This window comes from Roseovarius sp. MBR-78 (genome assembly GCF_040547535.1).
Classification (GTDB): domain Bacteria; phylum Pseudomonadota; class Alphaproteobacteria; order Rhodobacterales; family Rhodobacteraceae; genus Roseovarius.
Window position 1 is genome coordinate 56,535 of record NZ_JBEPPX010000022.1, and the last position, 9,297, is coordinate 65,831.

General features: G+C 64.8%; 16 protein-coding genes and 1 tRNA gene. 7 read left to right on the forward strand and 10 right to left on the reverse strand.

All coding sequences use genetic code 11. The features are described from left to right. Positions 1–62 precede the first annotated feature (62 nt). The 3 genes from ABIE58_RS15770 to ABIE58_RS15780 all read left to right on the forward strand — a co-directional run bounded on the left by ABIE58_RS15770 (position 63) and on the right by ABIE58_RS15780 (position 2,110). Entirely contained in the window at positions 63–989 is a 927-nt protein-coding gene (locus ABIE58_RS15770; protein WP_354545663.1) for an orotidine 5-phosphate decarboxylase, read from the forward strand. 75 nt (positions 990–1,064) lie between these two features. Beyond that, complete coding sequence (locus tag ABIE58_RS15775; protein ID WP_354545664.1) at positions 1,065–1,403, forward strand: hypothetical protein; 339 nt, start codon at positions 1,065–1,067, stop codon at positions 1,401–1,403. Beyond that, positions 1,400–2,110, forward strand: a complete 711-nt coding sequence (locus ABIE58_RS15780; RefSeq protein WP_354545665.1) for a methyltransferase domain-containing protein — start codon at positions 1,400–1,402, stop codon at positions 2,108–2,110. Before ABIE58_RS15775 ends, ABIE58_RS15780 begins: the two co-directional genes overlap by 4 nt. A 3-nt stretch (positions 2,111–2,113) precedes the next feature. On the opposite strand, the gene ABIE58_RS15785 is transcribed toward ABIE58_RS15780, so the two are convergent. Next, positions 2,114–2,932, reverse strand: coding sequence for an ABC transporter permease (locus ABIE58_RS15785; RefSeq protein ID WP_354545666.1), 819 nt, complete (start codon positions 2,930–2,932; stop codon positions 2,114–2,116). Positions 2,933–3,076: 144 nt separating this feature from the next. Between ABIE58_RS15785 and ABIE58_RS15790 the strand changes: the two genes are divergently transcribed. Continuing rightward, positions 3,077–3,670, forward strand: coding sequence for a GcrA family cell cycle regulator (locus tag ABIE58_RS15790; protein WP_354545667.1), 594 nt, complete (start codon positions 3,077–3,079; stop codon positions 3,668–3,670). 2 nt (positions 3,671–3,672) lie between these two features. Here ABIE58_RS15790 and ABIE58_RS15795 read toward each other — a convergent pair whose 3' ends face one another. From ABIE58_RS15795 to ABIE58_RS15810, 4 genes are all read right to left on the reverse strand, one after another. After that, positions 3,673–4,617: a lysophospholipid acyltransferase family protein gene (locus tag ABIE58_RS15795; RefSeq protein ID WP_354545668.1), complete on the reverse strand. Its 945-nt coding sequence runs from the start codon at positions 4,615–4,617 to the stop codon at positions 3,673–3,675. 62 nt (positions 4,618–4,679) lie between these two features. Continuing rightward, on the reverse strand, positions 4,680–5,336 hold the full coding sequence (gene nthA / locus ABIE58_RS15800) for a nitrile hydratase subunit alpha (RefSeq protein ID WP_354545669.1): 657 nt from the start codon (positions 5,334–5,336) through the stop codon (positions 4,680–4,682). Continuing rightward, a complete protein-coding gene (locus ABIE58_RS15805; RefSeq protein ID WP_354545670.1) occupies positions 5,326–5,604 on the reverse strand; it encodes an SH3-like domain-containing protein in 279 nt (92 codons plus the stop codon). The genes nthA and ABIE58_RS15805 overlap by 11 nt, the downstream gene beginning before the upstream one ends. Then, the gene (locus ABIE58_RS15810) at positions 5,597–5,938 is read right to left on the reverse strand and encodes a ScnB-like protein (RefSeq protein WP_354545671.1); all 342 of its coding nucleotides are present in this window, start codon (positions 5,936–5,938) and stop codon (positions 5,597–5,599) included. Before ABIE58_RS15810 ends, ABIE58_RS15805 begins: the two co-directional genes overlap by 8 nt. Positions 5,939–6,033: 95 nt before the next feature. On the opposite strand from ABIE58_RS15810, the gene ABIE58_RS15815 reads away from it, so the two are divergent. Next, a tRNA-Ile gene (locus ABIE58_RS15815) sits at positions 6,034–6,110 on the forward strand. 9 nt (positions 6,111–6,119) lie between these two features. On the opposite strand, the gene ABIE58_RS15820 is transcribed toward ABIE58_RS15815, so the two are convergent. From ABIE58_RS15820 to ABIE58_RS15835, 4 genes are read right to left on the reverse strand one after another with little or no spacing between them, the layout of a single operon-like run. After that, a complete protein-coding gene (locus ABIE58_RS15820; protein ID WP_354545672.1) occupies positions 6,120–7,247 on the reverse strand; it encodes a site-specific integrase in 1,128 nt (375 codons plus the stop codon). After that, positions 7,244–7,426 (reverse strand): hypothetical protein, encoded by a 183-nt coding sequence (locus tag ABIE58_RS15825; protein WP_354545673.1) that lies wholly within the window; start codon positions 7,424–7,426, stop codon positions 7,244–7,246. Before ABIE58_RS15825 ends, ABIE58_RS15820 begins: the two co-directional genes overlap by 4 nt. 1 nt (position 7,427) lies before the next feature. Beyond that, a complete protein-coding gene (locus ABIE58_RS15830) occupies positions 7,428–7,619 on the reverse strand; it encodes a hypothetical protein (protein WP_354545674.1) in 192 nt (63 codons plus the stop codon). Then, the gene (locus ABIE58_RS15835; protein WP_354545675.1) at positions 7,616–7,774 is read right to left on the reverse strand and encodes an Arc family DNA-binding protein; all 159 of its coding nucleotides are present in this window, start codon (positions 7,772–7,774) and stop codon (positions 7,616–7,618) included. Before ABIE58_RS15835 ends, ABIE58_RS15830 begins: the two co-directional genes overlap by 4 nt. Before the next feature lie 88 nt (positions 7,775–7,862). On the opposite strand from ABIE58_RS15835, the gene ABIE58_RS15840 reads away from it, so the two are divergent. Further along, positions 7,863–8,243, forward strand: a complete 381-nt coding sequence (locus ABIE58_RS15840) for an Arc family DNA-binding protein (RefSeq protein WP_354545676.1) — start codon at positions 7,863–7,865, stop codon at positions 8,241–8,243. Positions 8,244–8,289: 46 nt separating this feature from the next. Beyond that, the gene (locus ABIE58_RS15845; protein ID WP_354545677.1) at positions 8,290–8,460 is read left to right on the forward strand and encodes a hypothetical protein; all 171 of its coding nucleotides are present in this window, start codon (positions 8,290–8,292) and stop codon (positions 8,458–8,460) included. Positions 8,461–8,659: 199 nt separating this feature from the next. Here the strand turns inward: ABIE58_RS15845 and ABIE58_RS15850 are convergent, their stop codons facing one another. Beyond that, positions 8,660–9,139 (reverse strand): hypothetical protein, encoded by a 480-nt coding sequence (locus ABIE58_RS15850; protein WP_354545678.1) that lies wholly within the window; start codon positions 9,137–9,139, stop codon positions 8,660–8,662. Between the last annotated feature and the right edge of the window lie 158 nt (positions 9,140–9,297).

A 9,297-nucleotide genomic window follows, 5' to 3' on the forward strand; every position in this document is an offset into this window, starting at 1 on the left:
GCTTTCAATATCAATGAGTCTGGAGCATAGGCTTGTGGCTGTCCCAAACCGGAGGTATCGCCATGCGTTCCGCCCTGATGATTGCCGTGATCGCCGCCCTGGGTGGCCCGGTCCTTGCCTCGGATATCCGGCTTGGCCCCGGCCTGAGCCTTGCGCGGGGAAGCTTCAGCACCGGCGGCGGGGTCACCGTCGCGGCCGAGTTGCGGCGCACCGCGCAGGGCGGCACTGCGCTCTGCGGTGCCTGGGCCGAGAGCGAGAGCCAATCGGTCTATACCCAGGGTGAGGCGCGGCGCGCCGTCAACCATGCCAGCGTTTACGTGGACGGGCGGCGGATCGCCTCCGATCTGGGGTTCATGCCGAAAATCGCGCCCCGGCTCGATTACGCGGGGGCCCCGGCGCGCTGCGTGGCCGTGGATCTGCCCTGGCGCGCGGGGCGCGTGCCGGAGGTGTTCCTGCCACGCGCGGTGATCTCTGCGGGGTCGCGCGACGATGGCGGCAACAACGTGCGCTTTCGCCAGACCGGCCCCGGCGCGCTGGGCAGCGCGCTCGAGGTCGTGCCGTTTCTCACACGGCAAAGCGGCCTTGTGCGCCTGTCGCCCGGTGCCACCGTCGCCGGGGGCCGCTACAGCAGCGGCGGCGGGCTGCGCGTGGCCGCCGAGATCGTGCCGGTGAACGGGCGCGCGCATCTGTGCGGCGTGTGGTCCGATCTGCAAGGCCAGGTGCCGCAGACCGAGGCGGTCGGGCGCGCGCTGTTGCGCGAGGCCCATGCCACGCTCGGGGGGCGCAGGCTCTCGGTCGATCCCGGCGATTTACGCCAGGTGCGCGCGCGCGAGGATTACACCGGGACGCACGCGAATTGCCTTGATACCGGCCTTGGCTGGCGGCCCGCGCTCGCGCGCGAGCGGCTGCGCCTGCACCTTCCCGCGCGGGTGGTCTATCGCAGCACCACGCCCGAGGGCGCGCGGGTGATCCGGTTCGCGCCGTCGTGATGGCGGAGGATGCGAGTTGAAAAGCCGGGCCATTTGCGGCATGGATCCGTCAAGAAACGCAAGAGGCACAGGGCAATGAAACGCATCGTTCTTCTCGGGCTTGTTCTCGGGCTTGGGGCCTGTGGCGGGCCGGACCGCTTTGACGGCGGGAGGGGTGGACGGCCCGTCGCCTCGGGGCCGATCTCGGATGCCTGCCTTGGTTCGGATCGCAAGGCGCGCTCGCCCGCGCTCTGTGGCTGTATCCAGGCGGTGGCCAATGACACGCTGAGCGGGGCCGACCAGCGCCGCGCCGTCGCCTTCTACCGCGATCTGCAATCGGCGCAGGATACGCGGCAATCGCAGCGCGCGGGCGATCAACGGTTCTGGGCCGCCTATACCGCCTATGCCGAGCGCGCCGAGAGGGTCTGCACATGAGCGGGTTTTTCGGGTTTCTGAGCAACCTGCCGCCCTATGACGAGAACGCGACCACGCTTTATCGCCTGACCCAGCGGCACAAGCTGCTGATCGCGCCTTTTGCAGAGCAGATCGCGGGCGCGCGGGTGCTCGATCTGGCGGCGCATGACGGGCGCTGGTCCTATGCGCTGGCGGCGGCGGGCGCGGCAGAGGTGGTGGGCGTGGAGGCCCGCCCCGAGCTGATCGCGCGGTTCGACGCCTTTCCCGATGCGCCGTTCAAGGGCCGCGTGCGGCTCGTTGCCAATGACATCTTCGCCGAGATGGAGGCGCGCATCGCGGCGGGAGAGCGTTTCGACGTGATCGCGGTTTACGGCATCTTCTATCACATCATGGATCATTTCCGCCTGTTGTCGCTGGCGCGTCGGCTTGGGCCGCGGCTGATCATCATCGACAGCGAATTCATCGTCATCGACAACGCCATGATCCAGGTGCTGAAAGAGGCGGTGGATAACCCGCTCAACGCTGTGACCGAGGTGGCGGGGCAGGCGCAAACGGTCGTCGGCGTGCCCAGCCTGCGCGCGACCGAATTCATGGCCGGGGCGCTTGGCCTCGATCTGATGTGGCTCGATCACGGGCTGATCCTTGACACCGACCGGCGCGGGATGCGCGATTATTTCCGCGACGGGCGCAAGGTGCGCCATGTTTGCGCGCTGACGGCGCGGGGCTGAGCCTCAAACCTTGAGCCGCGTGCCGCGCGCCAGCATGATCCAGGCCGCGAGGCAGACCGCGAGGGTGGCCACGCCGCTCACCGCGAGGCCAAGCGCGGGCGCGCTGTCGGAGGTGCCGATCATGCCAAAGCGCACCCCGTCGATCACGTAGAAGACCGGGTTGACATGGGTGATCCCATAGAGCCCCGGCGGCAGCGCCTCGACCGAGTAGAACGTGCCCGACAGGAACGCCAGCGGCGTCACCACGAAATTGGTGATCGCCGCCATCTGGTCGAACTTGTTGGCGAAGATGCCCGCGACGATGCCGACACCGCTCATGAGGGTGGCCCCCAGCACGATGAAGCCCGCCGCCCAGACGGGATGCGCGGGCACGATCCCCAGCACCAGCCACAGGCCCGCCGCAATCGCCCCCGCCACCAGCACGCCGCGCCCCACCCCGCCCGCGAGATAGCCCAGAAGCAGCTCTGCGGCTGAGAGCGGCGGCATCAGCGTATCGACGATATTGCCCTGCACCTTGGAGATCACGATCGACGACGAGGTATTGGCAAAGGCGTTCTGGATCACCGTCATCATCAGGATACCCGGCGCGATGAAGGTGGTGAAACCCACGCCCATCACATCGCCCCGCCGTGGCCCGATGGCGATGGAAAAGATCACCATGAACAGCCCCGCCGTTATCAGCGGTGCCATGAGCGTTTGCGTCCAGACCGCGAGAAAGCGACGGTTCTCGCGTTCGGCCAGTGTCATCAGGCCCAGCCAGTTGACCCGGCCAAAACGGCGGGCACCCATCGACAGCGGGGCGTTTGGGGCGGTCTCGGGCATGGTGGCTCCTGTCTCTGCGCGGCGCGGTGTGATTCGACGCCTTGTAACTCATCGCCGAGTGATTAGAATAGGAGACCGATCCAGATGACAAGGCGGCGGGCCGTGCGGGCCTGTGCCGCCTTTCAATGCAAGGGAAGCCCCGATATGTCGTGGAGCGATGAACGCGTCGAGCTGTTGAAAAGGCTGTGGGGCGAAGGCCAATCCGCCAGCCAGATCGCCAAGGAACTTGGCGGTGTCACCCGCAATGCCGTGATCGGCAAGGTGCACCGGCTTGGCCTGTCGAACCGCAACGGCTCGCCCAGCCCCGCCAACGCCGCCCCCCCCGCCGAGGCCCCGGCCCCCGAGGCAGAGCCAGTGAAGCCCGCAGCACGGCCAGCGGCCAAGATCGCCGCAGCGCCCGAAGCCCCGGCAGAGCCGGAAGAGCAAGAGGCCGCGCCGGTCGCGGTGTCGGTCCGGGTCAAGGCGATCATCCCCGCGGGCCAGCCGCTGCCGCCGCAGCCCTCGGCCAACGAGATCGACCCCGAGGCGCTTGCCAAGGTCACCGAGATCGAGAAGAAGGCCAAGCGCCTCACGCTGATGGAATTGACCGAGCGGACCTGCAAATGGCCGGTGGGCGATCCCGCGACACCGGATTTCTGGTTCTGCGGCCTGCCGGTGCAGACCGGCAAGCCCTATTGCGAGGCGCATGTCGGGGTGGCGTTCCAGCCGATGTCGAGCCGCCGCGACCGCAAGCGCTGATTTCAGCCCTTGCGGCGGATCGCGTCAAGCTGCGCCGCGCCGCGATCCGCCATCGGCCCTGTGCCATCCTTCCAGCGGCGGTGAATCCAGAGCCACTGATCCATCCGCGCGCGCACCTGCCGCTCCAGCCGGTCGTTGACCTCTTGGGTCATGGTGACGGCGTCGGTCGCCGGCACCGGCTCTTCGACCAGAATATCGAAATCGAGGCCATTATCGGCCCTGATCCCCCAGACCGGCACCAGCGGCGCATCGAATTTGAGCGCAAGCTCGGCAGTGGCCAGCGGCGACAGCGCCGGTTTGCCGAAAAACGACAGCGGCACGCCGTCATGGGCGTTGAGATCGGTGAGGATCGCCAGCACGCCGCCGCGCTTGAGATGCTTGACCATCCGCATCATGCCGCGCCGCCCCTGTTCGAACATCGGCTCGCTGAGCGCGCCCATCGCCGCCACGTAGCGGCGGTTGAACCAGCGGTTGTGCATCTTGCGGTAAAAAACGCCCATCGAGAAACCCTGCTCGATCATGGCGATCCGCGCGGCGTTGAAGCTGCCGAAATGGCCGGTGACAAAGATGATCGGCCGCCCGTCGCGCCGGGCTGCGCGAATCGTGTCGAGGCCGGGCCCATGCACGCGCGCGCCCCGCGTGCGGGCGATGAAATCCCGCGTGGAAAACAATTCCGCCATGTTGCGCCCGGCATTGTCGGGCACCGCGCGCATCAGGCGGCGCACCTCGGCCTCGGGCAGGTCGGGCATGGCATGGGCAAGGTTGTCGCGCACGCGGGCATGGTAGCCCGCCAGCGGGGCCACCACCCGCGCCGTCAGCCAGCCCATCACCGGGATGCGCCAGCGATAGGGCAGCGCCTTGCACAGCGCGATCGGCGCATAGATCGCCATCCCGAGGGCGGTATCCGCAACGCGGGTAGCCAGGGCGGGGCGGTCGTCATCGCGCATGGGATGATCCCCCTGTTTCTATGGCGCAGGGATACGCGGGCCGCGACGCGATCACAAGCCTGTCACGGCTGGCGCGGCAGCCCGGTGCCGATCATCGAATCGCGCGTCACCAGCCGCGCCAGCGCCGCCTCATCCATGCCTTCGGTGCCCGCAGGGCGGGCGGGCAGCACGATATAGCGCATGTCGGCGGTGCTGTCATGGACGCGCACCGTGACATGATCGGGCAGGGTGAGGCCGAATTCGCGCAAGATGGCGCGCGGCTCGCGCACCGCGCGGCTTCGATAGGCGCGGGTCTTGTACCAGTCGGGCGGCAGGCCCAGCAGGTTGCGCGGGTAGCATGAGCAGAGCGTGCAGACGATGAGGTTATGGGTCTCAGTTGTATTCTCCACCGCGATGAGGTTGAGCGGCCCGATATCAAAGCCCATCTCGCGGCTCGCCTCGGCGGCATTCTCCAGCAGCCGCGCCTTGAACGCCGGGTCAACCCATGCGCGCGCCACCACCGTCGCGCCATTGGCGGGGCTGCGGGCGTCCATCGCCTCGATCTGCGCGGCGATCTCGGCAGGGGTCAGGTGGCCCTTTTCGACCATGAGTTCGCGCACCGCGATTTCCATCCGCTGCCAATAGCTCAGCGGGGTGTCATTGTCGCTGCGATAGGGGTGGCCCGAGGGGCTCATCCCCTCGTGGTGAAAATGGTCATGGTCGTGATGGTCATGGGGCATGGGCATCCACCCTTTCCAGCCAGTGGCCGTAGATTTCCGCATCAACCGTGTCGTCGGGGTTCTCGGCACCCTCGCCCCAGACCTCGGCCATGGTAAAGCGCACGCGGTAGAGCGGCTTGCGCTCGGCTCGCAGGCCGTAGGCCAGTTGCTCGGGGTTCGGGAACGCGCCAAGGGGCCGCTCGATCACGCCCTCCTTGCCGCGCAGATACCACGGCGCGCGCACATGGCCCGGCGGGGTGAGGCGTTTGACGCGCACCCGCTCAGCCATCCGCCTGCGCCTCGCCATAGCTCTCGCCGCGCCGGGCGACCTCTTCCATGCGCGTGGCCAGCTCCTCGATCGTGTAGGCACCGCCCTCGATCAGGTTCTGGTTCACGGCGGCGATCCAGCGCTCGTAATAGCTCATCCGCTCGAACGCGTCCTCGCCCATATCCTCGAGCGCGCGGCGCAGCCCGTCGACGGTGAACAGCCCCTTCTGCCCGCACAGCACCATGAGGGCATCGACGCGCTTTTCCCAAAGCGCGAAATCATGGCCCTCCATCGGCACAGGCCCCGCGTCCTGCCCGCCCATGTCATGCCAGCGTCGTCCGGTCACATCGCTCATGTCACCGAGAGTAAGCACGCCCGCGCGCCTTGTCCAGCACGCGAGCGCCTCTTGACCAAGCCCCGCGACATGCTACCAAGGCGCACGGTCAGGTCGGGCCTGTAGCTCAATTGGTTAGAGCAGGGCGCTCATAACGCCTTGGTTGGGGGTTCGAGTCCCTCCGGGCCTACCAAACCTCATGTTATTTTCCTTTATTATCAATGTATTGCGCGGATTTTGTGGCGAACCTTTCGGGTAGGTTAACCACGGTTTGTTCCCTGTTTGGCCGTGCTATGAGCTTGCCCATGGCAGAGTCGGCCAGTCCTTCGCGGGTCGCGGTTTCGGTGTATCTCTGCACCTCGGCAAGGGTCTTGTGGCCAGTGATGGACATGATCTCATGTGCCGATGCTCCAGCCTCTGCCAGACGCCGCGCACATGCCTTGCGCAGCCCATGGGATGAACATGTTGAAAGCCCCGCCTTGTCGCACCAGTCGCGCATGGCGTTGCCAAGTCCATCGGGGGATCGGGGCTGGCCGTATGCCGTGGCGAGGAATGGCTGGTCCTTGGGCAGATCGGCCAGCACCTCGGCCAAGTCCGGGTGAATGGGGATGCTCACCTTGACGCCGTTACTACGGATCGTCTTTTGCCGCCGATACTCGATCCGATCACCCTTTATGTTCCACGGCCCCAGCTTCACCGCATCCACTCGGGCCGCGCCAGTGTAGAGCATGAGCGTGACCGCCCGGTGTGCCAGTGTGCCGGGCTCGTATACCTCAAAGAACCGCGCAATCTCACCCTCATCCCAAGCGTGATATCCGCCGCCCTCGATCCTGTAGGGCTTCACCAGCCGCGCCGGGTTGGACTTGATCCAGTCCAGCGCAATGGCATGATCCAGCAGCTGTGCCAGCCTCTTGCGCAAATTATTCGCCGCTGCCGGGGTGTCGGCCTTCTCGGCCAGAATGGCCATGACGTGCTTGCGCTCAAGGTGGGTTATCGCCTTGTCGCCATGCCTCTTGCGCAGCTTCTCTATCGGCCCTCGATAGGTCCGCTTCGTGCTTTCGCTGATGCTGCGCCACTCGGGGGACTTGTAGTAGCTCGCCACCAGATCAGACAGGGATCCGGGAATGGTGCGGTCGGCCCCTGCCCCGGCCTTGCGACGCCCCCGAAACTCGGCCTCGGCCTCGGCATAGCGTCTCTTGAACTCATCGCTGCCAAAGTCAGTCCCCAGATCGCGGGTAAAACCGCGCGCCATTTTCGGACGATACCGCCACCGGGTGCGCCCGTGACGGTCTCGGTAGGATTTTGCTTCGGGGAATTTTGAACGCTTCACCGCAGAACCTCATCCCATTCATTGCCGGTGCTGGCACCCTGCCCGCCCTCGGGGAATATCACGATCTTGCCGGTGCGCTGGTCAACCTCCACCCGCGCCACCGCCAGACCAGCCGCAACAGCGCCTTTGACAGCGCGGGTCACGTCGATCTGTTTCACGGTGGCGCGGGTGTTGGGCATGTTATTCGCTCGGTGCGTTGATGGAATCCAATGCCCTGTTGAGGCGATTTGCGCGATTTTGGGCTTTCTCGATCATGAGAAAGCAATCCTCTCGATCAACTTCCGAATGCATGGCCATTGCAGCATCCAGCAGGCTTTCGATGATCAAAGCCTCAGTCTGCATCTCTTCACGGGTCATCTTGTCTTTGCTCATGCCGCTGTCTCCTCTTGGGTGGGCTGGTAGATTTCGCGCAGGTGCTGGACGATCTGCGCATTCATGGAACGGCCCTCGCGCGCCGCCGCGTCCTTCACCAGGGCTTTCAGATCATCGGGAATGCGCAGCCCATAGGGTTTGAGTTGTCGTGTCATGATCATCTCCAATGCTACACAGTGTCATATTGTGGTGTTACACAGTGTAGCACTTGCACGCAAGGAAAAAATTGCTACACAGTGAAGCATGACCGATGAACCTACAGGCCTTGTGCGTGACCTCGCCCCTTTTGGGTTGCGTATTCCCGTTGACCTAAAAGATCGGATCAAGCGGACGGCGATAGAGAACAATCGGTCGATCAGCGCCGAAATTATTTATGCGCTCGAAAAGGAGTATCCTGCCCCTTCATCGGTTGCCGAAATCCAGAAGAAACTTGATCGCTTGATGGAAAAAACCGTTCACGCGTCAAGTGATGAGGAGCGGCGCGACCTTGTGGATCACTTGGCACAGATCAGGCGCGAACTTGCGTCAGTGATCGAAGAATCGGCTCAGTCTCAGGCGCAAGAATTCATAGAGCGGGAGCGCAAAAAAAACGCACCTGTTTCAGAAAGCGACATACCGTTCTAGTGCGGTCTGTCCCAACTTGGGACACACAGAGAGGATCTGAAAATTGGTGAAAAAAGCGAACTCTGACGCGATACACGATATCAAAGACATGCACCGCGGCCTTCACATAGCGATGGATCACCTGATCAATCGGGATGATCCGTCAGAGGCTGAAAAGATACTCCGCGAACTCGATGAACGCATGTCGCGCTGGCTCAACCAGACAAAGAAGATTTAGGCCGCGCGCGCATGGGGTCAGCAAAACCGGGTCCAGAACGAACCCGGTTTCTGCGCCCCCCTTCACTTGCAGAATTTACAGTGAACAGTGCAAGGTTGAAGGCCACAACGTTGCCCAATCGCGCCCGCGCGCGCAGGGTCAGCTCGTTGCCGGGGCAACCTTGGAGCCTTCAAGGTTGATCGCGCCCGCGCGCGCAGGGTCAGCTCTTGGCCTGCCGCCTGCGCCGGTGCCATCGTTGCTGGCAACGGTTGCCACAGAACTTCTGGTCGCGCCGGGGGTTCTGAATTTCGTCTCCGCACTGGTGGCAGTTGATCGGGTAGCCGGTGCGATAGGCGGCCTGCCCGCACTGGTGCGAGCAATACTTCTGCCGCCCATCGTCGCGCACCGGACGGAACCCGGTCCCGCAGGCGGCGCAGGTCTGGACGGGTCGCGCCTCGATATCGGCCCGGTATCGCGCCTCCCGCTGGCATTTGGGATTGCAGAACCGCGCCCCGGCATTCTTGGTCGCGGGGATCGTATCGCCGCACCACTCGCACCACCGCCCCGCCTTGGCCTCCAGCCGCGCCGCCATGATCGCCGCCGAATAGGCCGCGCTTTTGCATTTCACACAGCAATACATCGCATCCGCGTTTCGGTGATCGGGGATCGGCCCGCCGCAGTGCTCACACTCGCGCATCATAGCGGCGACCGGCTGGCAAGGCTGGCCATTTGTTCTTCGCTGGCCTCTCGAAGCCGGAACAGACGCAGCCCGTGAACTTTGCGGCAACCGTCGGAACAGAATTTCGGCCTATCCTCGGGCAATGGGTGGCCACAGTTTGCGCAGCGTGTGCGCTCGAT

Excerpts from the sequence above, each read along its gene's own strand:
- ABIE58_RS15830 (WP_354545674.1), bottom strand. The coding sequence starts at position 7,619 with ATGAGCAAAGACAAGATGACCCGTGAAGAGATGCAGACTGAGGCTTTG.
- ABIE58_RS15770 (WP_354545663.1), top strand. The coding sequence starts at position 63 with ATGCGTTCCGCCCTGATGATTGCCGTGATCGCCGCCCTGGGTGGCCCG.
- ABIE58_RS15795 (WP_354545668.1), bottom strand. The coding sequence starts at position 4,617 with ATGCGCGATGACGACCGCCCCGCCCTGGCTACCCGCGTTGCGGATACC.
- ABIE58_RS15780 (WP_354545665.1), top strand. The coding sequence starts at position 1,400 with ATGAGCGGGTTTTTCGGGTTTCTGAGCAACCTGCCGCCCTATGACGAG.
- ABIE58_RS15805 (WP_354545670.1), bottom strand. The coding sequence starts at position 5,604 with ATGGCTGAGCGGGTGCGCGTCAAACGCCTCACCCCGCCGGGCCATGTG.
- ABIE58_RS15835 (WP_354545675.1), bottom strand. The coding sequence starts at position 7,774 with ATGACACGACAACTCAAACCCTATGGGCTGCGCATTCCCGATGATCTG.
- ABIE58_RS15810 (WP_354545671.1), bottom strand. The coding sequence starts at position 5,938 with ATGAGCGATGTGACCGGACGACGCTGGCATGACATGGGCGGGCAGGAC.
- ABIE58_RS15850 (WP_354545678.1), bottom strand. The coding sequence starts at position 9,139 with ATGATGCGCGAGTGTGAGCACTGCGGCGGGCCGATCCCCGATCACCGA.
- ABIE58_RS15785 (WP_354545666.1), bottom strand. The coding sequence starts at position 2,932 with ATGCCCGAGACCGCCCCAAACGCCCCGCTGTCGATGGGTGCCCGCCGT.
- nthA (WP_354545669.1), bottom strand. The coding sequence starts at position 5,336 with ATGCCCCATGACCATCACGACCATGACCATTTTCACCACGAGGGGATG.
- ABIE58_RS15840 (WP_354545676.1), top strand. The coding sequence starts at position 7,863 with ATGACCGATGAACCTACAGGCCTTGTGCGTGACCTCGCCCCTTTTGGG.
- ABIE58_RS15790 (WP_354545667.1), top strand. The coding sequence starts at position 3,077 with ATGTCGTGGAGCGATGAACGCGTCGAGCTGTTGAAAAGGCTGTGGGGC.
- ABIE58_RS15775 (WP_354545664.1), top strand. The coding sequence starts at position 1,065 with ATGAAACGCATCGTTCTTCTCGGGCTTGTTCTCGGGCTTGGGGCCTGT.
- ABIE58_RS15825 (WP_354545673.1), bottom strand. The coding sequence starts at position 7,426 with ATGCCCAACACCCGCGCCACCGTGAAACAGATCGACGTGACCCGCGCT.